The sequence below is a fragment of the Psychrobacter sp. Rd 27.2 genome (assembly GCF_001921755.1).
Taxonomy (GTDB): Bacteria; Pseudomonadota; Gammaproteobacteria; order Pseudomonadales; family Moraxellaceae; genus Psychrobacter; species Psychrobacter celer.
On the sequence record NZ_MRYB01000001.1, the window covers coordinates 420,780 to 443,961 of the forward strand.

The window sequence follows — 23,182 nt, forward strand, 5'->3', positions numbered from 1 at the left end:
GTCAACAACAATGTAAATAACAATGACTTAGAATCTTTATTCTTAACCTACAATAAAGAGGGCCAAGAAGTCACTGATCGCTTGACCATCGGTGAGACGGTGCAAAAAATGAACACGGAAGGCGTAAAATTTGCGCATACCAATGCTAGTAGTCAAAGCAAAGGCGACATTGCTAACGGTGTGACCAATGACTCAAGCGCAGGTGGTCTAGACTCTACTGCCATCGGTGTCAACGCCATTATCGAAGCTGGCGCTGATAGCACAGTAGCCGTAGGCCATGACACGTTTGCCTCGGCCGATGCGACAAACTCTGTCGTTATAGGTAGAGGGTCAGAAGTCACAGGTGAATCATCAATTGCTATTGGTGATGGTGCGCAAGCGTTAGGTAATCAGTCCATTAGTATCGGTACCGGCAACGTTGTTAATGGCGATAACTCTGGTGCCTTTGGTGATCCAAGTATTATTAATGGCAGTAACAGTTACTCAGTGGGTAATAACAATACAATTAATAGTAATGACACCTTTGTCTTCGGTAATAATGTGACTCAAACTGTCGAAGGCTCGGTAGTATTGGGTACCGGCTCTGCAGCGATGACGGGCGCGGGTATCGCAGGTTTTGGGGCCGTTAGCAATGCTGCTATTGCTGCCACAACCAGTACTACAGGCGCAGTTGCGGTAGGTGATGCAGCCAATGGTGTATATCGTCAAGTCACTGGCGTTGCCGCAGGTACGGCGGATTCCGATGCGGTTAACGTCTCACAGTTAAAAGCAGTCAGTGATGCGCTGGGTGATAGCAATGAAGCGCTCAGTAACGCTGCCGTGCAATATGACAAAAACCCAGATGATACTGTCAATAAAGGCAGCATTACATTAGGCGGCGCGGCAGGTACCACTATCACCAATGTCGCTGACGGCTCTATCGCTGCCGGCAGTACTGATGCCATCAATGGTGGTCAATTGCATAATCTTGGTAGCGATGTCGCGGGTATTATCGGTGGTGATGCAACTTATGATGCAAATGGCAACCTAACTGCTAATAACATCGGCGGGACTGGTAAAGGCAACATTAGCGATGCTATCGCTTCTATTAACCAAGGTAATGCTCAGGCCAACGAAGACATCCAAGTCAATGCTGATAATATCCAAGCCAATACTGACAGGCTCGATACGGGTCTTAGCTTTGGGGCAGACACTGGGGATAATATCAATAAGCCTATTGGTGACAGTAGTGCGCTTAATTTTGAGGGCGGCAATAATATCACCACCTCTGCCACTGGTGACGGTATCAAATTTGACTTAAACGGCAATATCAGTGTGGACAGTGTCACGGCTGATAGTGTGACCACAGGTAATACCACAGTCAGCAATAATGGTATCACTATCAAAGATGGTCCAAGCATGACCACAGACGGTATCAATGCCGGTGATAAAACAATCACTGGTGTCGCTGATGGCATCGAAGTCAATGATGCTGTCAACCTTGGTCAGCTTAATGCGCTTGATGGGAAGCTCAGTAACAGCGTCAATGAGCTCGGTTACAAAATCAATGAAGTAGAAGACGATGCCAATGCGGGTATTTCGGCAGCAATGGCAATGTCGTCACTGCCACAAGCTTACATCCCTGGTAAGTCGATGGTCGGCGGTGGTATCGCCACTTATAATGGTCAAAGTGCCGTGGCAATTGGTGTGTCTAAAGTGTCTGACAATGGCCGCTGGGTCATTAAAGTCAACGGCACCGCAGATACCCAAGGCAATGCTGGCGGCGCAGTGGGTGCAGGCTTCCATTTCTAATCGACCTTGCGATGTCGTGACAGCGTTTACCCGTGAGTAGATGCTGTCAACTCACTTATAAAACATATTTAGGGATGTATAATGAAAAAATCTGTATATCATTATGGCTTACTGGCAACGACGGCATTACTTTTTACGATGACCGGCTGTAGCCAAAAAAACATTTTACCAACTTGGCACTTAACCCCTGGGGCGCAGCATGGCTCTGTCGATGCCGATGACTTGGTCTTTCCTGACCCCAACAAAGCATGGCAAAAAGGCGGTACTATCGTCAATCACGATGATGTTGCCAAGATAAGCGTAGGGACGACAAAGGATGAGATTTACAAGCTCATCGGTACACCTCACTTTAGCGAAGGTTTTAATGCTCGTGAATGGGATTACATTCTCAAGTTTTATGGCGCTGATAATAACGTAGAAACTTGCCAATATAAAATCATCTTTGATGACAGCTATGAGGGCAGAATACGTGACGATGAATTCTTCGCCACTGAGTTTTATTGGCAGCCAGCATCTTGCGCAAAATACGCACAGTTTACGCCTTGATGGTTTGATCTGTATTTACGATTAAAGGCGCCAAATGAAAGCGCATAAGTGAAAGAGTAAGGCATGGTGTCTTACTCTTTTTTGCTTTTGATGGTTACGCTTGACAGCTGCTTGGTGGATTACCTGATGGAGTCACAAAGATATGTGCTATGGTAGTCGTTCTAAAGCATTATTAATGGGTGAAACATGGATGTTTTTTCATATTGGCAAGGGTTTTACCGCAGCCCTTACGCTGGTGGGGCCAATCATCATCGGAATGAAACCGTATGAGTATGACGATCAACGATAAAATACGATCCGATAGGATAGCCGATGAGTACACGCAAGACGCCGCCCATACGTGCGGGTAAAGCAACATGGCTTGTCCCCGTGCTATGTCTGTTGGCGGGTGGAGCACTGATCGGTGTTTCGACCAATGTGGCAAAATATGCAGGAATGGTGGGGCTGACACCATTGGCGTTTTTGTTTTGGTCGATAGCAGGTGCCGCTCTCATACTGTTGGTGATGGCTGTACTTAGGCACGAGTTGCCACCATTGAATAAACGCAGCTTTGAGTATTATTTTATCGCCGCTTTGGTCAGTGTGGCGGGGTCTAATTTGTTGCTATTTTTGGCCATTCCTCATGTCGGTGCAGGGTTTGTGGCGCTGATTGTGTCGTTGCCGCCGCTGCTTACTTATCTGGCCGCGCTTACTTTACGCATGGAGCGCTTTGATGTCAGTCGTGCGTTTGGTGTGGGGGCTGCGCTACTGGGGGCGGGAGTGCTGGCGGTACATAAATTCTCTGCGCCAGACACCAGTATGTTTTGGGTATTGATCGCGCTGTGTGGCCCAGTGCTGCTGGCAGTGGGTAATATTTACCGCACGTTGCGCTGGCCTACGGGTGCCTCTCCCAATGCGCTAGCACCAGGGATGCTGTTGGCGGCGGCACTGCTGTTATTATTGTGTGCAGCGTTGCCGGGCTTTTCAGTGGCGTTACCGCATACAGGATGGCTGCCGATTGCTGTAATTGTCTTACAAGCGTGGCTCTTTGCTGGGCAGTTTTTGCTATTGTTTTTATTACAAAAGACGGGTGGCCCAGTGCTGCTTAGCTTATTGGGCGCGGTGGGCGCGGTCGTCGGCGTGCCAATCGCTATTTTTTTGCAAAAAGAGACGCCGCCTGAGGGGTTGTTTTTAGGCGCTTCACTGATTGCGATAGGTGTGGTTTTGGTGACGTGGGGCGGGGTAAGAGTGACGGCACGAGCAGCAAAAGACAGTGATAAGCAATAAGTAAAAAAGTAACTTATAAAGGAATAAGAACCGCTGAACAAGGAGCGTATATGTCGGCAACTAAAGAACAGATCGTCGCCTTTATGGCAGCAGAGTTTCCGCAGACCAAATGCGTGGTCGAGTCGGTAGATGATAAAGGGGCAGTACTATCACATGATATTGGCATAGATGAGCTGCGCCCAGGTGGGACAGTATCAGGGCCTGTATTGATGAGCATCGCGGATGTGGCAATTTATGTGGCCATCCTCGGTAGGATCGGCATCGTACCTTTGACCGTGACCACCAGTTTGACGATTAATTTTTTGCGAAAACCCTCGTCTGAGGCTCGCATCATAGCGGAGTGTACCCTGATAAAAGTGGGGCGCACCCTCATAGTGGGTGAGGTGTCGCTGTATTCAGAAGGCTCAAGTAATATGGTGGCTCATGTCGTCGGAACGTACTCGGTGCCACCAGCGCTCACATAATGCCAGTCATACAACAAATCATTTAAAGTACTATTATCTGAATTACTACCATCTAAAACATTAGTGAAGTAAAGTTTATTGTTGTTTTCTAAAAAAGCTCTTAGCGTCACTGCTGAGGGCTTTTTTATTTGTATGGTCTGAATAATAGTAAACACCAGTTTTGTCATCATATTGTCATAACGGCGTCGTATCCTTGTGCTCACGATAAATCGTGGTTGCATCACACTCATATCTTTAGTTATTTATTGATATGGCGATAGCAGTCAACGCATAGCTATTAGGGATGTTTATGAAGGTTGTTGGTCGGTTTGGCAGTATTTCCACTCGTATCTTGGTTATTTTGGCACTGGCTTTTTTGTTGATTATTTTATTGGTGTACTGGGTCATACAAACCCAAGCCAAACCGCGCATTCTAGCGATGACGTCAGAGATAGTCGTAGAAACCGGCAACGAAGCCATCAATAGCATCATGGCCAGTATCAATCATGTCGATGGACTGGCCAAAGCCACCAGCACGATGGCAGGCGGCTTGCCAAAACAAGATGACATTTATAAACAAACCTTTGGCAACCTCATGCAGCAGACGGATGCGCGTATCGTGGGCGGCGGTGTGTGGTTTGATCCCAATATGTATGTACAGGGCCGCGAACGCCAGTCGTTTGTCTGGGCGCGAGATACGTCAGGCGTGATGCAACCATTGACGCGTTATAATCAAGCCCGTCAAACGCCAACCCCGTATTATCGGGACTGGTGGTACATCCCTGCGATGTATGCGCGGCACGACCACTGCGTCTGGAGCCGAGCCTACGTCGATCCTGTGAGCAACCAGCGGGTAATGACCTGTGCCAAGGCGCTGTATGACAGTCGCAATCAGGCGTTTGATGGGGTGGTGAGCTTTAATTTGTTGCTGGATAATCTCGGTGCTGCCATGAAAAAGTGGCAAGACAAACTCGGTGGCTATGTGTTTTTGGTCGATTTGGACAACCGGTTTTTGGCCTTTCCAGAGCAATCGAAGGTCACACAAACGACTGAGAATAATCCGCAAGGTGAGGTAGTCACGGCACGGCAGCTGGCCGCCCAAAGTCCTGGTTTTGCGCCGATTGCGGACAGCTTAGAGCGTATCAATCATCAGCTGATCGATGAAGCACTGGCAAAAGATGAAGGCCGCTTTACCCTCGCTGCTCGTAGTATCTTGAGCACCACCAATCTAGACAAGATTAGCGAGCAAGAGTCCAAACTGCTCTCTGCTTTACTGCTATTAAATATCGATCAGACGTTTGCGCTTGTAGACAGTCATTTGGTTGAGACCATCGCTGTGCCCGATGATTTTATATTGCAGCAGCCGGCGACCGCCTTTGTCTTTCGTCTGCCGTTTACCTATTGGAAGATGGTCGTCGTCAAGCCTGATAACGATATGATGAGCGTGGCAAATGCGTTGTCTGACAAGCTGATTCAGGCCATGTTGTTGGGTTTTATACCGATCTTGTTATTGACCGCATGGGTGTTTCGTCGCTACTTCACGCGGCCGCTCAAGCGGATGGCCGATGCTGTGGCTGACATGGGTGCGCTGATTGAACAAAAACAATATCAGCAGTTAAGCGCGCACAAACTGCCAGCCTCAGCGGTCAGTGAAATCCATGTCATCAGTGAACAAACCAATCAGTTGATCGACCGTATCGTCGAAAACGAAGGCGCACTGGCTGAAATCAATGTCCATCTAGAAAAGCAAGTCGCAGCTCGAACCCAAGACCTACAGCAAGCCATGAATGAGCTAAAAGCCTCACAAGTGCAGCTGGTACGCTCCGAAAAAATGGCCACGCTCGGCCAGATGGTGGCAGGCGTGGCACACGAGGTCAATACCCCGCTTGGCTATGTGCGTAGCAATATGGAATTGGTGGGTGATAATCTTGGGCGTTTTGATGAGCTGATACAGCATACCGAGCAGTTATTGCAGGCCTTAAAAGCGCCAAATACCCCGCCAGAAAAAACCGAGCAACTGATAGCGCAAACCTTACAATGCTGCGAGGCAATCAAAGAAGATGAGGTCAGTGAGGATTTGGCCGATTTGATTAAAGACGGGCTGTACGGCGTCGATCAGATTGCAGAGCTGGTCGTCAGCTTGCGTGATTTTTCTCGAATTGATGAATCTAAAGTCAAAGAAGTCGATATCAATGACTGTATCACCACCTCCCTTGTCATGGCGCGAAACAATCTAAAAACCCTAGACGTCAGCACAGAGCTTGCCGAGCTGCCGTTGATTCAATGCAACCCTTCACAAATCAACCAAGTGTTATTAAACCTATTTAATAATGCCGCTCAAGCCATGCCAGCCGATCGTAAAGGCACATTGCATATTACGTCATCTGTCGATGACACCCAGCAGTACCTAGCCGTGAGTGTCAAAGACAATGGCGTGGGCATTGAGGAGAGTAAGCTGGTACAGATTTTTGAGCCATTTTTTACCACCAAAAAAGCCGGTGAAGGCACAGGCCTAGGGCTGGCTATTAGCGCGCAAATCATGGAGCAGCATCATGGACGTATGGAGGTCAGCTCAGTCGTTGGGGAGGGCACGACGTTTACGCTGCTGCTGCCTGTGCAGTCGACTGCTGATAAGAGCAAACCAGCTCGAGCTTTATTTGAAAATGAATAGACTTAAAACTATAAAGAGAATGACATGCAAAAACCAAAGATCGCCTTTATCGACGATGAGCCGCGCATCTTACGCAGCTTAAAGATGCACTTTCGCCAGTCGCACGATGTGTTTACCACCACCGATGCCGCTGAGCTGATGGCGTATGTCAGCCGCCACGATGTCCAAGTGGTCATCAGTGATCAGCGTATGCCAGATAAGCAAGGGACAGAAGTGCTGCGTGATATCAAAGAGAAATCGCCAAACACCATTCGTATTTTATTGACCGGTTATGCCGATCTAAACGCGGTGATTGATTCGGTCAATGAAGGCGAGATTTATCGTTATATCACCAAACCTTGGCAAAATGATGAGCTAAAAGACGTCATCAACAAAGCGACAGAGATTGCTCAACAAACACAAGACATTGCCCCGAGTGTTTTTGGGGACACAGCACTGTCTCACCCTGCATACAGTAATGCAGCTGGCAAGCGCCATCTACTGGTATTAGACGATGACGAGCATGTCTATCAGCAAATAAAAAGTCATTTTAAGGGTTCCTATACAGTGAGCTGGGCAAACACGCTTGAGCAGGCAGCAAGCTTATTACAAAAAAAGCGCTTTGGGGTCACCATTACTGACGCCACGCTCAACGAAGAAAACATCACGCCTGTGGTTTATGCCCTAAAAAACATCCAGCCAGATTTGATGGTGTTGATGTTGACTGAATTTAAAGATGCTCATATGGTGATTGATTTAATCAATAAGGGTCAAGTGTATCGCTGCTTACCACGACCGACCAATTTTTCTATGATGAGTATCAGTCTGGATCGCGCCTTTGATCATCATGAGCGACTACTCCAGCAACCAATACTGGCAGCGCGCCATCAGGTCGAGGCGGTGCCTGCGTCCGAGGCGTTTAGCTTTTCTGAGAGAATAAAAGGTTTTTTTACCAAAATAAAAAGCTGGCGCATCGGTAAATAGCACCGATGGATACCTGCGCCTAGTCTGTAATACTCGCTGTCCAAGCAAAGGTCTCTATGATGTGACGCCACTGCTCGTCCAGTCCCGCTTTTAGTAGCAGTGGCTCACCGGTGACAGGGTGGCTGAGCGCCAAACTGTGAGCATGCAGTAGCATGCGCGTGCAATCATACTGAGTACGAAAAAATCGATTGTGCCGTCCATCGCCGTGACTGGTATCACCCACGATGGGGTGAAACAAATGCTTCATATGCCGGCGCAACTGATGCTTGCGGCCAGTGACGGGCATCAAGCGCATGAGACTGTAGCGGCTGGTGTTGTGTTTTTTTGATACGGCAAATGGCAGCTCGATCTGTGCTAAGCGTTGCCAATGAGTCACCGCTTCTTGAGCAGGTTTGTCCACATTGGCAAACTTATCGGCGATGGCGTCTGGCTGAAAGCTTAGCGCATGATCGACAGAGCCTTGCTCTGGCATAAAGCCGCGTACCACCGCCAAATACTGCTTGGTTACCTTGCGCGTAGTAAAAGCCTCAGTCAACGTGCGCGCCACGTCCGCATTTTTGGCAAACAGTAATACCCCTGACGTCGGCCGATCCAGACGATGTACGGGAAACACATGACAGCCTACGGCATCACGGGTCAGCTGCAAAGCAAAGCGCGTCTCGCCTTTATCCAGCCAGCTGCGATGCACCAATAGCCCCGCCTCTTTATTAATCGCCACCAAAAACTCATCTTCATAAATAATATCTACTTGGTCGACGTTATCACTTTCGATATTCATATGTTTTACCCATCTGTAGAGGCTATCATTTTATACCCATTATACATCAGCTGTTTTTATATATAGTCAGGTCAATATAAACAGGATACAGCGAGACTGAGATAAGTTTTACGCAGCACCTGTCGGCGCAGGCACAGCACGCAAGAAAATTTATGTCAGTTTAGCGAATATATACAGTGTACCTCTTTTATGTAGTAATGACGAAATCGCTTTTTTAACGTCTCGCTGAAAATGACAGCTACTATCAGACTGAGCCATGCTGAAAAAATCGTAGAGAGAAACTTGATAAACTAAGCCCATTAATCGGAGCTTGCTATGATCAAGAACGTGAGAGCCTGCAGTGACGAATTCAAAGCTAAAGCTGTCAAGAAAATAGCGAATGATAAGTAGTGCCTTCTTCTTTCAGAACGGGATACATAAAAAAAGCCCCAATCATAAAGATTGGGGCTTTTCGAATCTGGTAGGCGTAACTAGATTCGAACTAGCGACCTCTACCATGTCAAGGTAGCGCTCTAACCAACTGAGCTATACGCCTATTTAGGTTGAGCATTTTAGCAAGTTTTTAAGACTTTGCAAGCCTTTTTTATAAAAAAATTGAATTATTATGCAAATACTTATAATCCCTTCGATATTGAAGCTTTTTATGGCCTTTTATCTACAGTTTGGCGACTACCAGCGATTTATCTGATGCGTTTGGTTGGTGTTTTGTGGGTGATAAGCATTAATAATAAAGCTGCATAGAGATATCACCGGCATTGATGTTACTATGATTTTCATAAAGGCTCAGTAGTTTTCATAAAAGAGCAATGGTTTTGATCAGAGGTCGTTGTACAGACTGTTTTGTTTGATGTCAGGACTCAATGATGACGGTGACAAGGCTATGATGATATTAACGTAGAATGGGATAGGTTATGGGATTATTAGTCGAGGGAAAGTGGCAAGATCAGTGGTATGACACAAAATCCAGTGGGGGGCGTTTTCAGCGTGAGGACGCAGGCTTTAGAAATTGGGTGACCGCAGACGGTAGCGCAGGCCCATCAGGGGTAGGCGGTTTTAAAGCCGAGCCAAACCGTTATCATCTGTATGTATCGCTGGCTTGCCCTTGGGCGCATCGCACCACCATTTATCGTAAGCTCAAGGGCTTGGAGGATATGGTGTCGTTGTCGGTTGTGCATCCATTTATGGGTGATAAGGGCTGGACGTTTGCCGCGGGCGAGGGCTTGATTGCTGATCCGCTACACGATGCCGATTATGCTTATGAGATATATGTTGCGGCGAAGCCTGATTATACAGGGCGCGTCACGGTGCCTATCTTGTGGGATAAAAAAACCAACACCATCGTCAGCAATGAGTCATCAGAGATCATCCGTATGTTTAACACCGCCTTTGATGAGGTCGGCGCGCGTGCTGGTAACTTTTTACCAGCAGAGAAGATAGCCGAAATCGATGAGATCAACGATAGGGTCTATACAGCGGTAAACAATGGCGTCTATAAGGCAGGGTTTGCTACCACGCAAGCTGCTTATGAAGAGGCAGTGACGGCGCTATTTGAGGCGTTAGACATGCTCGAGGCGCGCTTGTCCCAGCAGCGCTACTTGGTCGGCCAGACGATCACAGAAGCAGATTGGCGCTTATTTACCACGCTTGTTCGTTTTGATAGTGTGTATTTTGGTCATTTTAAATGCAACATACGCCGTATTGTTGATTACCCCAATCTGTGGGGCTATCTGCGAGAGTTGTATCAAGTGCCAGGCGTCGCAGAGACGGTCAATATGACGCATATCAAGCAGCACTATTATGGTAGTCATACCAATATCAACCCAACACGTATCGTCCCTGTCGGGCCTGCGATTGATTTTCATTCACCACATCAGCGTGATAAGGCATAAGTCTGTCTTAAAGTGACTATTTATCAAATTGTCTGTGTGTTTAAGAGGTTCGCAGGCAGAGGTTAACTGATACTGATAAAAAATATCACAACAAAAAACGCCCTAGCTAACCGATGTTAGCTGGGGCGTTTTTGAATGATAAGTTATTGATTAAACTTATCTTTAAGCGTTGTTTAACTGACGCGCTGCCTCTAAGGCAAAATAGGTCAAGATGCCGTCGGCACCCGCGCGGCGAAAGCCAATTAAAGACTCTAAGATCACCGCATCAGTCAGCCAGCCATTTTGAATCGCGGCCATGTGCATGGCATATTCGCCAGATACTTGATAAGCAAAAGTCGGCACGCCAAAGGTGTTTTTGACTTCGCGAATCAAATCCAGATAGGGCTGACCGGGCTTGATCATCACCATATCGGCGCCTTCGTTGATGTCCATGGCCACCTCGTGTAGAGCCTCGGCGCGGTTACCAAAGTCCATTTGGTATTGTTTTTTGTGCCCACCTTTTAGGTTGCCTGCACTGCCGACAGCATCACGGAATGGTCCATAATAAGCCGAGGCGTATTTGGCAGAATAAGCCATGATAGCGGTATTGACAAGACCTTCGCTCTCAAAGGCATCACGCATGGCTTTGATACGGCCATCCATCATGTCACTTGGTGAGATGATATCAGCGCCAGCCTGTGCATGGACGAGGGCTTGCTTGACCAATACCTCGATGGTGGCATCGTTGATGACATAGCCACTATCGTCGAGCAGACCATCTTGGCCATGTGAAGTATACGGGTCCAGTGCCACGTCAGTCATCACCACCATTTCTGGTACGGCGTCTTTTACGGCTTTTACTGCGCGCGCTGTCAGGCCATTTTTATCGTAGGCTGCTTTGCCGTCTGGGGTTTTTAGGGCGTTGTCAATGACGGGAAAGATATCGATGGTTGTGACGCCCTCATTTAATAGCGCTTTGGCATAATCGATCAGCAGATCGATAGATAGGCGCTCGACGCCTGGCATGCTAGAGATGGCCTCACGCTGGTTTTTACCTTCTAAAACAAAAACAGGGGCGATAAAGTGTTTGGGGTGTAGCTCCACTTCACGAATCATCGCGCGTACATTGTCGTTATAACGTAAGCGGCGCAAGCGAGTGGCAGGATATTGGCGGTTAAAGGTATAGCTCATAATCATTCCTTATATTTGTTTTGTTTGATGAATTTTACATGCTCTAAGCGTTGCCGTCTGATACGGCTAGGTGAGGCTGGCTAGTATGGTCTGACTACTATACCCAATAGCCACGGTCAAAAGCAAAAAGCCCTACCAAGTCGGTAGGGCTGATGGTACGTATCGACTGTTAGGGTGAGAGGGCATTGTGTTGCCTTGCCCTCGTTAAGACTGCTTATGGTTCAACGATCTGGGTCACAGGGACGGTCTCTGTACTGGTGTCAAAGGTGGTCTTTTCGGTGATCACCCCGACCGCAGCATCTGTTGTACCATCGTCATTGACATCGACCACCGCGGTTGGCTCAAAGCTTGCGGTCTCTTTGGCCTGCGCTTGCTTGATTGCACCTGCTTCTTGCGGCGAGGCTACCCGTGCTGAGCTGGCAGCCTCGATAGCGTTTACTGCTTTTGCTTTGTTGGTGCTAGCAGGTAAGTTGACCAATTGTACCAAGTTTTTGTGCGGTACGGGAATGGCTGTTGGTACATCAAGGTTGGCACCGCCACCGAGCGCTTGGTATAGCTCGATTTGGCTGACGATTTTTTGTAGCTCCAAATCCAAGATACCTTGCTGAGTTGAGAACAGCGAGCGCTGGGCATCGAGTACGTCTAGATAGTTTGCGATACCAGCCTTAAAGCGTGCATCTGCTATCTGATAGGTTTGCTCAAAGTTGTCTTGTAGACGATACTGTGCTTCGAGCTGTTGTCCTAGCGTCGCACGTGTGGCCAATACATCTGACACTTCACGGAAGGCGGTTTGGATAGATTTTTCGTAATTTGCCAAGGTCTGCTCGCGCTCGATTTTGGCCACGTCGTAGTTGGCATCTAGGCGACCTGCATCAAAGATAGGCACGCTAATACTTGGGCCAAACGACCAGCCCACCGAGCCGCTCTTAAACAAGTCATCCAAACTACCACTACTCACGCCCACACTACTGGCTAGGCTGATAGAGGGGAAGTAAGAGGCGCGTGCCACTTCGATATTGGCACCAGCCGCTTTGAGGCTGTACTCTGCTTGTAGGACGTCAGGGCGATAACGTAACAGCTCACTTGGCAAGCCGGCATTAAAGATCTGCTGACTTGTGATATTGCTGACGGCAGGCGCTGGAATCAGCTCATTTGGAATCGGGGCGCCAATCAGATACTGCAAGGCATTACGCGAGGTCAAAATACTACTCTGGGCGCGTAGTACCGCCAGTCTGGCGTTTTCTAAAGACGCGCTGGCTTGTAATGAGGGCAGTTTGGGATCGACCCCAGCTTCAAAGCGTTTGTCGGCAATAAACAGCGAGCGCTCACGGCTTTCAGCAGTGGCTTCTGCCAGTTTTAGCTGCGCCAAGCTATAGCTTAGGTTGGCATAGCTTTGGGCGATGTTACTAATCAGGCTGATTTGCGTGGCGTCTTTGGCGGCGCTCGTCGCTAAGAAATTTTGCAAGGCTTGATCTTTTAAGCTGGCAATTTTGCCCCAAAAATCCAGCTCATAGTTGGCCAAGCCTAGGTTGACGTTATAGCTGCTGTTGGGGTTTTTGTCGACGCTATTTTGCGCTTGACGCGTGTAGCCGCCACTGGCGTTGATCGCAGGCAAATCATTGATGTCAGTGATTTGATATTGCGCGCGCGCTTTCTCAATTGCAAGGCGCGCACTTTCAAAGTCTTTGTTATTTTCCAGTCCTAATGCAATCAGACCTTTTAGGCGCTCATCGCTATAAAAGTCCTGCCAACGCTGTCCTGCGATACTTGGCTGCTCGCCACTACTGACGGTTTCTTTGTCAAATGCGCCGTAGGTTTGCTCAATCGGCACATTGGGCTCAGCCAATACAGGACGCATATCCGCCTTTGGAATGGTGTTACAGGCTGCCATACTGAGCGCCAAGGCGGTCAAGCCGATAAGACGACCGCCGTTTTTGCGCAGTGCTGCCCGCGTTGGGTGGGCAGGGGTAGCCATGTTGGCTACCGCAGCTGAGCTTAGGGTTAAGGTTTTTTGAGCACTCATTGTGTATTGTCTCCAAAGCTTGCAGGCTGATAACTTTCAGAAGGCGTTGGGGTTTGTGGGCCAGTTGGACCACTGCCACCATCTTTATCATTCGGTTGATTGTTCTCATATTTGTGCGGGAACAAACTACGCACCCAGATGTAGAACATAGGGATAAAGAAGATACCTAAGAATGTCGCGGTGACAACCCCGCCAACCACACTGGTACCGATGGCGTTTTGACTGCCCGAACCTGGTCCTGTGGCGAGGAATAATGGCACAACACCGAGTCCAAAGGCAAGTGAGGTCATGATAATTGGGCGCAGACGTTGACGTGCTGCGGTCATTACCGCCTCTTTTAGACTATAGCCTTCTTCTTGGTGCTCTTTGGCAAACTCGATAATCAAAATCGCGTTTTTGGCAGACAGACCAACGACGGTGAGTAGACCCACCTGTAAGTAAATATCGTTGTTAAAGCCGCGTAGCCAGGTAAATATCACCGCTCCCAATACCCCAAGTGGAATCACCAGTAGGACAGAGAAGGGGATGGACCAGCTTTCATATAGAGCGGCTAGGCATAAGAATACCACTAAGATAGACAGCGCATATAGCATGGGCGCTTGGGCACCTGATTTTTGCTCCTCAAGTGACATACCCGTCCATTCGTAGCCGACGCCATCAGGCAGTTTTTCCATCATGGCTTCCATCGCGCTCATTGCCTCACCTGTACTAAGACCAGGCGCGGCGCTACCTTGGATGTTCATAGAAGGCAAGCTGTTATAACGGGTCAGACGCGGAGAGCCTGATTGCCATTCGCTGCTAGAGAACGCATCAAATGAAATCATATCGCCCGTATCATTACGTACATACCACTTACCGATGTCATCTGGGTTGGTACGGCTGCTAGGCTCGCCTTGGACAAAGACGCGTTTGATACGACCACGATCGACGAAGTCATTGATATAGCTTGAGCCCCAAGCTGTAGAAATAACACTATTGATGCTGCCAAGCGATAGGCCATAAGCGGCAGCCTGCTCTTGGTTGATATTGACTTTGAGCTGCGGCGCATCTTCTTGGCCGTTAGGGCGCACACCTGCGACTTGGTCGTTCTGTGCAGACATACCGAGTAGCATATTACGCGCCTCGAGCAAGCCTTCGTGTCCGAGGTTGCCGGTATCCTGAATCATCAAGTCAAAACCACTGGCGTTACCCAGCTCAGTAATCGCTGGTGGAACGATGGCAAAGACTTGTGCTTCGTTTAGTTGGGTAAAGAAATATCCCATGGCACGATCAGCGACAGCCTGTGCGGTGTTTTCTTCACCAGGACGATCCGCCCAGTCAGATAAGCGCACAAAGGCCAGACCCATGTTTTGCCCTTGTCCAGCAAAACTAAAGCCTGCAATGGTAAAAACAGAGGCGATATTGTCGCCTTCTTGCGTGTCGTAATAGTTACTGACTTTATCGAGCACGTCTTGTGTTTCATCTAGCGTGGCGCCAGCAGGAAGCTGAACTAAGGTAAACATAATACCTTGGTCTTCTTCTGGCAAAAACGAACCTGGAATACGCAAGAACACCACTGCCATGAGGCCGATGATGGCGGCATAGCCGATCAGATATAGCCACTTAAACCGAATACTCTTACCAACGAAGTTTTCATACGAGCGGCTAAGTTTAAAGAACCCGCGGTTGAACCAGCCAAAAAAGCCTTTTTGTTCTTCGTTGCTGCCTTTTTCGTGACTCTTACTACGTTTTAGTAGGGTCACACACAGCGCTGGCGTAAAGATCAGCGCGACCAAGGCAGAGAGTACCATACTGGTGATCAAGGTGATGGAGAACTGACGGTAAATGACCCCAGTTGATCCGCCAAAGAAAGCCATCGGTACGAATACCGCTGACAATATCAAGGCAATACCGATAACGATTTTACTGATTTCACCCATAGACTGTAGGGTGGCATCCTTGATAGAGATATGCGGATCTTCTTCTAAAATACGCTCGACGTTTTCTACCACGACGATGGCATCATCGACCAACAGACCGATGGACAGTACCATCGCAAACATGGTCAAGACGTTGACACTAAACCCTGCGACATACAGTACAGCAAAAGTACCGAGTAGAACGACAGGGACGGCAAGGGTCGGAATGATAGTGGCGCGCCAGTTCTGTAAGAAAATAAACATGACGATAAATACCAGCACGATCGCTTCGATCAGTGTATGAACCACTTGCTCGATAGACAAACGTACGAATGGCGTGGTGTCATAAGGCACAACAGAGATAAGGCCTGCTGGGAAGTTGGCTTCTAGCTCAGCCATACGTGCGCCGACCGCCTCACGCGTCTCTAGCGCGTTTGCGCCTGCAGCCAATGAGATACCTAGACCTGCCGCTTCTTGACCGTTATACAGGGAGATGACGCTATAGTTTTCACTACCGATTTCGACATCAGCGACATCGCCGAGGCGTACTTGCGCGCCCGATGTGTCTGTTTTTAGCAAGATATCTTTAAACTCTTCAGGAGTTTGTAGATAGCTCTGTACGGTGACGGTGGCGTTGATGACTTGTCGATCGGTGTCAGCAGGTGCTTGCCCTAACTGACCGGCTGAGACTTGCGCGTTTTGTGAGCGTACCGCATTGACCACATCAGAGGGCACCATGTTGTAGCTACGCAAGCGCGCAGGGTCCAGCCATATACGCATGGCATACGCCGAACCGAACACCTGTACTTCACCCACCCCTTCGACACGGCTTAGCTGATCGACGACGTTTGAGTTGATATAGTCGGCGATATCCGCACGATCCATACTACCGTCTTCGGAGATAAAACCCTGTACCATCAAAAAGCTGCTGGAGGATTTGTTGACGTTGACGCCTTGACGCTGCACCGACTCAGGTAGCGAGCTCATGGCCGCTTGTAGTTTGTTTTGTACTTGTACCTGTGCCGTATCAGGGTCTGTGCCGTTTTCAAAGGTGAGCGTCACAGAGGCGCTACCGTTTGAGGAGCTCGACGATGACATATACATCAGACCATCAAGGCCCTTCATACGTTGTTCAATGATCTGGACAACGGAATCTTCGACGGTCTGGGCGTTGGCACCAGGATAGCTGGCACTCACCGAAATCGTCGGCGGTGCAATACGTGGATACTGTTCGATCGGTAGATTGATGACCGATATCACCCCGATGAGCATGACCAAAATAGCCAGCACCCATGCAAAAATAGGGCGATTAATAAAAAAACGTGACATAGTATATCCCTAAGTCTTCCTATCTTTGAATGGAATTAGTTAGCAGCGGCTTCTGTAGATTTTTCTTTGGTAGCGTTGTTTTCAGAGGTGTCATTACCAGCTGGCTTCTTATCCATTGTTTTTGCCGCTTGCTGCGGTGTTTTAGCCTCAGCACCTTTTGCAGATGGTGCTGGATTGGCGCTTTCTAGTGGTTTTACCACCACTTCTTGCTCAGGTTTGACCTTCGAGCCACCAATAACGACCACTTTATCACCCGCTTGCAGGCCATCTGTGACGATCCATTGTCCATCATAAGTACCATTGATGGTGACTGGACGCACTTGGATTTTGTTGTTTTTGTCAGCGATGTACACTTGCGTGTCGCCTTTAGGCGTACGCATGACCGCACTTTGTGGTACTAAGGCGGCGTTGGTGATGACGCTCTGCGTGAGGCGAGCGGTGACGTACATGCCTGGCAACAAGATATTGTTGCTATTTGGGAAAATCGCGCGCAAGGTGACCGCGCCTGTGGATTCATCGACTTTGGCTTCAGACAGCGCAAGCTTACCGCGTACCGGATAGACCGAGCCGTCTTCTAATACCAGCTCCACAGAGTTCATACCTGGCTGTGCTTTTCCTTCAGATATTTGTTGGCGTAGCTTTAGTAGCTCAGATGATGACTGACTGATATCGACATAGATAGGGTCTAAGCGAGAGATGGTCACCAACGGATCGGGCTGACCTGCGCTCACTAGTGTACCCGCCGTCACGCTTGAGCGGTCCGTGCGACCCGTCAATGGCGCACGTACGATGGTACGGTTGAGGTCTAGCGTGCTGGCTTGTAGCCCAGCCTTAGCCGTTTGAATGCCTGCTTTGGCACTTTCGATGCCCGCTTGGGTCTGTCCGACAGCGGCCGCCGCGCTTTGTACAGCAGCTTGTGCGGTGCGTACCGCGGTTTGTGCTTGTTCGTATTGCTGCTTGGAGATGGCATCGATATCGACCAACCCTTGCAGACGTTGTAAGTCGTTTTGCGCCTGTGCCAATGAGGCTTGACGGCTGGCTAGCTCAGCTTTGGCATTGGCGTTGTTGGCCTGTGCTGTCTGATAGTTGGCTTGTGCTTGCTGCACCGCGGCTTGCCCACTGGCGACAGAAGACGCATAGTTGTCGGTATTAATACGATAAAGGGGCTGGCCTTTTTTGACGTTGCTTCCTTCACGGAACAGCACTTCGTCGATGACACCATTGACCTGTGGGCGGACGTCAGCGGTTTGATACGCGGCGGTACGTCCAGAGAATGTCTGTACTTGAGGGACGGTATCAAATGTAACGGTTTGGACGTTGACGACCGCAGGCGGCATCTGCTGCTGAGCGGCTTCAGCGCCAGCGGCGTCCTCGTTTTTGTCACAGCCAACCAGTACAGCTCCAGATAGTACAGATGCTATTACAAGCGCAAGAGTAGAATGCTTCATCAATGTCCTCGGCAATATGTATAAAGAATAATGGCAGTATAAAAAGTTTATCAATAAACCTAAGCGTATTGAATATAAAAGTTAATATTGATTCAAAGCACCTATACCATCTTCAAAACCTCGCTACTAGGACATCTGATAGCGCTATATAAATGAGGTACCGCGGTAAGACGCTTTGTGTTTTAGTCGCCGCTTAGGGGTAGAAGACCTATGAGTAAGCGGCAACATGGATGTATAAAATGAATAAATAATTATAAACTATAGGGGTAACCCCACAGTCAAGTGACTAATATCGCGGATTGTCATAAAAATCAGCAATGTTGGCAGCGCTATAAGTGCTAACTATCCGTGATATCAGCGTTATGTCAAATAACTGAGCAGCCCTAACCGCCTATTAATCAGCAAAAATAAATGTTAACTTTTGTTAAAAATGCAAAGCCCTATAATCATTAAGGTGTTTTTTGCTTCCTAAGTCGCCTCTGTCTACAAAAAATCGGCGTTGGCAAGCCATAATTGTGACCGCGGAAATAAACGCTTAATCACCCGGTCATTGGGCAAAGAGTGCGACGATCTCACTGCTAATGACGCTACAGCCTATAGCAAGCGCGCGCTGGCAAGCTCAGTCAATTGATACAGACCATGACGGTAGCGGTTGTCAGGCAAGCTCTCAAGCGCCTGTTGCGCCAGCTTGGTTTCTTCTAAGGCGCGCAGCTTACAGTAGTCTAACGCACCTGATTGGCGGACCAGTTCGATGAGCTGCGCGGCATTGGGGGTTTTGCCCGTTTGTACAGCGACTCTTAATTGCTCATAACCCTCATGGTCGCTTTGCTTGAGGAGCTCAAGAGCTTTGATGGTCGGTAGTGTCGGCTTGCCTTCAGCCAAGTCATCACCAAGGTTTTTACCCATCAGCTCACTGTCGCCGCTGTAGTCGAGCACATCGTCGATGATTTGAAAGGCATTGCCGAAGTGCTGGCCAAAATTGCCAAGCACCTGCATATATTCTGTCTTGCCTTGCAAAATCGCCGCGCCTTGAGTCGCCATCATAAACAGCCGTGAGGTTTTGCCATCGATGATGTTGAGATAATCGGTCTCAGTGGCCTCAGGATTATGCTGATGCTGCAACTGCAAGACTTCGCCTTCAGCGATATCACAGGTGCCATCAGAGAATACTTGCAATAGCGGCAAGCTTTGAAAGCCAACCAATAAATTAAAGGCGCGGGCGATCAGATAATCACCGACCAGTACGGCGGTGGCGTTGTCCCACGTAGCATTGGCCGTGGGCTTGCCGCGGCGCTGACCTGACTCATCAATGACATCATCGTGTACCAGCGTCGCAGTATGCAGCATCTCTGTGATGGCCGCCAAATGCATGGCTGATTGTGATGGGTTGTCATCAAACATACGAGCGCATAGTAAGGTAATAAGTGGGCGCATACGTTTGCCCCCTGCATTGATCACATGCTGTGAGACGCTCATGACGAGTTGTACTTTGGAGTTCAGGCTGCCAAATACTTGTTTGTCCATGATCTCAAAATCATCGGCCACGATACTTTGGATATCGGCATAGCTGGGCGTGGGCTGAGCGTTAGGCGTATTCGTGTCTAAAAGGGTACTGGTCATAATAAATCGTCATATCAGTCAAAATAAAAAAGTTTGGTAGCCTCGGTCTTATATAGCAAAGGCGTCGTTTTGGTTATAATAGCATAGCTGTGTTTTTGAATGGTTGGTTAAAGTGTAGTGCGCTGATGCGGATAGGTGCTGGGCTGGGAAGGTAGACGCTAACAGCCAACCGAGAATAGACATTAAAAATAACCAAAGAGTAAATAAAGCACTGTAAGTCACTGATTATATAAGCTATAATGGCCACCGTTAGGCATTAGCCATGCGTCGTATTTGCTAGCGTGTCTGCTAGTGTATGTCTTCAATTCACTCGATAGTTATCTAAATGGGCTAAAAATGGCCAAATTTTGCCAAACATCATCAAATAGCGGGTCAATATCCCGATATTAACGGCGCTATTTTCCTTGTTTGGCCGCAATGTAGCTCATTTTTATCACCATTTTTGAAATAAAGACACGCCCTAGACTAAGTAACTGGGCATTCACAATCATTGATTGTAAGTTATAAACAGTCACAGGCCATAAAAAGTGTGTAGCAATAGCGAACACCTTTATAAAGCTTGATCATCACTGACAAGCAGAGAGATACGGACGATGGTATTTAGGTAACCACCTTACAAAAACAAGAGGCGCGGCTTGCTTTTATGAGCAAAAAGCCGTAAAATCTTGCCTTTAATTTTTCCCTGTCGTGTTCGTTATCGAAGCGTTGATATAACATCAGCCACGGCACACGGGTTAAACGGAGTCATACAATGTACGCAGTAATCAAAACTGGTGGTAAGCAGCACCGCGTTGTCGTCGATGAGCTTTTAAAAGTTGAGCTACTAAAAGCAGAAAAAGGCGAGACAATCAAACTAGAAGACGTGTTGATGGTTGTTGACGGCGATAACGTCAAAATCGGTCAGCCTGTTGTTGAAGGCGCTAGCGTAGAAGTTGAAGTGGTTGAGCATGGTCGCGGCGAAAAAATCCGTATCATCAAGCACAACCGTCGTAAGCACTATCACAAAGAGCAAGGTCACCGCCAATGGTACACCTTGTTAAAAATCAAAGCCATTAATGCCTAATTCCCTATTTAGCGATTATCGCTAAACTAGCGCACTAAATGCTTAAGAGTTATCGCATTGGCGGTAAGTCACATTAACAAGGAGATTTTCTCATGGCACATAAAAAAGCTGCCGGTTCGACTCGTAACGGTCGTGATTCAAACCCAAAAATGCTCGGCGTAAAAATCTTTGGTGGCCAAGCTATCACAGCCGGTAACATCATCGTACGTCAACGTGGTACAGAGTTCCACGCAGGCGAAGGCGTTGGCATGGGTCGTGACCATACTTTATTTGCCCTAAATGACGGCGTTGTAAAGTTTGCGACCAAAGGTAAGTTCAACCGTCGTTATGTATCGGTTGAAAGCGCATAATTCATGGCCTATAACGGCTTAGCAATGATGCAACGTCATTTTATTTATCTTTCATTTGTATAAAATGACGACAAAAAAGCTTCTACTGTCTGAGGGCAGTAGGGGCTTTTTTTATGCCAGTCATTTCTCACGAACGTTATTGAGCGTTTTGAGCTAATTGCTTTGAGCTAATTGCTTTGAGCTAATTGCTTTGAGCTAATTGCTTTGAGCTAAGTGTTTTGTTGGGCGCTTTGTATCAGCCATTGTATGCCCGCTTACGAGTTTAAAAGACTGCTATGGTCTATTAGACAACCGGTTTGGAAGGAATCTAAAAAAACTTGCCCAATCGCGCGCCATAGGGCAGTGCGTTTGGTCTATGATGTACAATCGCCGCGCGTCAATCAGTTACAAGCGTGTATGGCAGCCGTAGTAAAGATTGCAAACGATGACTAGGCGTGTAATAAAAAAACTGGCACACTGTCTGCATTGTTTACTCACGTCGATTTTTTGGCGCGGGATAAGCACTTATTGAAAAAAACAATTTTAATGAAGACATTTTATTTTTATGCGATTTGCATGTTGAGAGAGGAATGAGTATGACGTTATCTAGCAAACCAACCACTTTAACACAGAAACTGATGAGCAGTGCGTTGACAGGCGTGTTGATGACATCGCTTGGCGTGGCTGCCCCTATTATGGCGATCAGCCAGTCAGCAACCGCTGCCCCTGCGGATAATTTAACGGCCGCTAAGCGCTTAAATAAGCTTTTGGCAAACACCAAAAGTATGACCGCAAACTTTAGCCAAACCACCAAAGGCGCCAATAGTGGCACCTTCACAGGTACGATGAGCGTGCAGCGTCCCAATAATTTTCGCTGGGAAACCAAATCCCCATCGCAGCAGCTTATCGTAGCCAACGGCAACTCGATGTGGGTCTATGATAAAGACTTAGAGCAAGCGACCAAACAAAATGTCGATAGCCAAGTAGGCAACACGCCAGCGTTATTGCTGTCGGGTGATCCCAGTAAAATTGATAAAAACTTCAAAATCACCCAGCCTTATGATAATAAAAACTACTACGTGCTTTATCCAAAAGCTGATAGTGCGAGCTTTAAGAGCCTGTCGATGAGCTTTAGCGGCGGCAAGCCTGTGATGATGGTGCTCAATGACAGTTTGGGTCAGACTACTTCTATCAAGTTTAGCAATATCAAGCTAACCCCGAGTATTGTTAGTAGCCAGTTTAAATTCACCCCGCCAAAGGGTGTGGACGTCATCAATCAGTAAGTTTAGCCCTCAAAACAAACGGTTATGAATAAAAAAAAGGACAAGCCTTGCGTGGTTTGTCCTTTTTTATGGCAGCAAGACTCTAAGACATCGCTTGGATAGCTTCCATATCTGGCATAGGCGGCAGTTCATCCAAATGCGTCAGCCCAAAGGCGTCCAAAAACTGCGGCGTGGTATGCAGCAGTGCAGGGCGCCCTAAGGTGTCTTTATAGCCTTCCTCGACGATCCAGCCTTTATCAAACAGTTGGCGCAAAATATTACTCGATAGCGTCACACCGCGGACATGCTCGATATCGCTACGGGTCACAGGCTGCTTATAGGCGATGACGCTTAGAGTCTCAAGCAGGGCTTGGCTTAGGCGCTCTTGACGCTGCGGAAATACGCGCTGAATGAGCGCGCTATAATCATCAGAGATTTGTAGTCGATAACCGCTGGCAGTCTTGTGCAGACTAAGCACGCCGCTGGCTAAGCGTAATTGTAACCGCTCTAGCGCTTGGGTCAGCTCTTCGACCGTTAACGACAGCTGTTTTTTTAAGACCGTATCAGTAAGAGGTGTCTCTGAAGCGTGCAACAGCACTTCGATATGCTTACTCATCGTCTCTAAATAATCGTCCGTCTGTGTTGGCGATTGATGCTGGTTGTCTGTCATTGCATATATTCTCTATTAAAACT

Annotated in this window: 16 protein-coding genes, 1 tRNA gene and 2 pseudogenes; 11 read left to right on the forward strand and 8 right to left on the reverse strand. The window is 48.0% G+C overall.

Translation table 11 applies throughout. The annotated features are described in order from the left end of the window. Positions 1 to 15 precede the first annotated feature (15 nt). The 7 genes and pseudogenes from BTV99_RS13855 to BTV99_RS01780 form a co-directional block, all read left to right on the forward strand. Positions 16 to 1,533: pseudogene (locus BTV99_RS13855) on the forward strand (hypothetical protein); the annotation flags it as partial. Positions 1,534 to 1,617: 84 nt separating this feature from the next. Then, a pseudogene (locus tag BTV99_RS13860) lies at positions 1,618 to 1,791 on the forward strand (YadA C-terminal domain-containing protein); the annotation flags it as partial. Positions 1,792 to 1,872: 81 nt separating this feature from the next. After that, positions 1,873 to 2,337 (forward strand): outer membrane protein assembly factor BamE, encoded by a 465-nt coding sequence (locus BTV99_RS01760; protein WP_075100614.1) that lies wholly within the window; start codon positions 1,873 to 1,875, stop codon positions 2,335 to 2,337. 312 nt (positions 2,338 to 2,649) lie between these two features. After that, a complete protein-coding gene (locus tag BTV99_RS01765; protein WP_075100615.1) occupies positions 2,650 to 3,603 on the forward strand; it encodes a DMT family transporter in 954 nt (317 codons plus the stop codon). Between the two features lie 50 nt (positions 3,604 to 3,653). Beyond that, positions 3,654 to 4,067 (forward strand): PaaI family thioesterase, encoded by a 414-nt coding sequence (locus BTV99_RS01770; protein WP_075100616.1) that lies wholly within the window; start codon positions 3,654 to 3,656, stop codon positions 4,065 to 4,067. A 289-nt stretch (positions 4,068 to 4,356) separates the two neighbouring features. Continuing rightward, positions 4,357 to 6,717 carry an ATP-binding protein gene (locus BTV99_RS01775; RefSeq protein ID WP_075100617.1) on the forward strand — a complete coding sequence of 787 codons (2,361 nt, stop codon included), beginning with the start codon at positions 4,357 to 4,359 and terminating at the stop codon, positions 6,715 to 6,717. A gap of 24 nt (positions 6,718 to 6,741) precedes the next feature. Continuing rightward, a complete protein-coding gene (locus BTV99_RS01780; protein ID WP_075100618.1) occupies positions 6,742 to 7,680 on the forward strand; it encodes a response regulator in 939 nt (312 codons plus the stop codon). A 19-nt stretch (positions 7,681 to 7,699) separates the two neighbouring features. Here BTV99_RS01780 and truC read toward each other — a convergent pair whose 3' ends face one another. Beyond that, positions 7,700 to 8,458 carry a tRNA pseudouridine(65) synthase TruC gene (truC, locus tag BTV99_RS01785; RefSeq protein ID WP_075100619.1) on the reverse strand — a complete coding sequence of 253 codons (759 nt, stop codon included), beginning with the start codon at positions 8,456 to 8,458 and terminating at the stop codon, positions 7,700 to 7,702. 458 nt (positions 8,459 to 8,916) lie between these two features. After that, positions 8,917 to 8,993 (reverse strand) — tRNA-Val (locus BTV99_RS01790). A 376-nt stretch (positions 8,994 to 9,369) separates the two neighbouring features. On the opposite strand from BTV99_RS01790, the gene BTV99_RS01795 reads away from it, so the two are divergent. Beyond that, complete coding sequence (locus BTV99_RS01795; protein ID WP_075100620.1) at positions 9,370 to 10,347, forward strand: glutathione S-transferase family protein; 978 nt, start codon at positions 9,370 to 9,372, stop codon at positions 10,345 to 10,347. A 162-nt stretch (positions 10,348 to 10,509) separates the two neighbouring features. On the opposite strand, the gene hemB is transcribed toward BTV99_RS01795, so the two are convergent. From hemB to BTV99_RS01820, 5 genes are all read right to left on the reverse strand, one after another. Beyond that, the gene (hemB, locus tag BTV99_RS01800; protein ID WP_075100621.1) at positions 10,510 to 11,517 is read right to left on the reverse strand and encodes a porphobilinogen synthase; all 1,008 of its coding nucleotides are present in this window, start codon (positions 11,515 to 11,517) and stop codon (positions 10,510 to 10,512) included. A gap of 214 nt (positions 11,518 to 11,731) precedes the next feature. After that, on the reverse strand, positions 11,732 to 13,540 hold the full coding sequence (locus BTV99_RS01805; protein ID WP_075100622.1) for an efflux transporter outer membrane subunit: 1,809 nt from the start codon (positions 13,538 to 13,540) through the stop codon (positions 11,732 to 11,734). Then, positions 13,537 to 16,767: an efflux RND transporter permease subunit gene (locus BTV99_RS01810; protein ID WP_075100623.1), complete on the reverse strand. Its 3,231-nt coding sequence runs from the start codon at positions 16,765 to 16,767 to the stop codon at positions 13,537 to 13,539. The genes BTV99_RS01805 and BTV99_RS01810 overlap by 4 nt, the downstream gene beginning before the upstream one ends. A gap of 35 nt (positions 16,768 to 16,802) precedes the next feature. Then, positions 16,803 to 18,215 (reverse strand): efflux RND transporter periplasmic adaptor subunit, encoded by a 1,413-nt coding sequence (locus tag BTV99_RS01815; RefSeq protein WP_075100624.1) that lies wholly within the window; start codon positions 18,213 to 18,215, stop codon positions 16,803 to 16,805. Positions 18,216 to 18,809: 594 nt separating this feature from the next. Continuing rightward, complete coding sequence (locus tag BTV99_RS01820) at positions 18,810 to 19,835, reverse strand: polyprenyl synthetase family protein (RefSeq protein ID WP_075100625.1); 1,026 nt, start codon at positions 19,833 to 19,835, stop codon at positions 18,810 to 18,812. 751 nt (positions 19,836 to 20,586) lie between these two features. Here BTV99_RS01820 and rplU point away from each other — a divergent pair. The 3 genes from rplU (at position 20,587) to lolA (ending at position 22,510) form a co-directional block, all read left to right on the forward strand. After that, the gene (gene rplU / locus BTV99_RS01825) at positions 20,587 to 20,898 is read left to right on the forward strand and encodes a 50S ribosomal protein L21 (protein WP_075100626.1); all 312 of its coding nucleotides are present in this window, start codon (positions 20,587 to 20,589) and stop codon (positions 20,896 to 20,898) included. A gap of 92 nt (positions 20,899 to 20,990) precedes the next feature. Then, positions 20,991 to 21,248, forward strand: coding sequence for a 50S ribosomal protein L27 (gene rpmA / locus BTV99_RS01830; protein WP_075100627.1), 258 nt, complete (start codon positions 20,991 to 20,993; stop codon positions 21,246 to 21,248). Between the two features lie 575 nt (positions 21,249 to 21,823). Continuing rightward, positions 21,824 to 22,510 carry an outer membrane lipoprotein chaperone LolA gene (lolA, locus tag BTV99_RS01835; protein WP_075100628.1) on the forward strand — a complete coding sequence of 229 codons (687 nt, stop codon included), beginning with the start codon at positions 21,824 to 21,826 and terminating at the stop codon, positions 22,508 to 22,510. 82 nt (positions 22,511 to 22,592) lie between these two features. Here the strand turns inward: lolA and scpB are convergent, their stop codons facing one another. Continuing rightward, positions 22,593 to 23,159 (reverse strand): SMC-Scp complex subunit ScpB, encoded by a 567-nt coding sequence (gene scpB / locus BTV99_RS01840; protein WP_075100629.1) that lies wholly within the window; start codon positions 23,157 to 23,159, stop codon positions 22,593 to 22,595. Between the last annotated feature and the right edge of the window lie 23 nt (positions 23,160 to 23,182).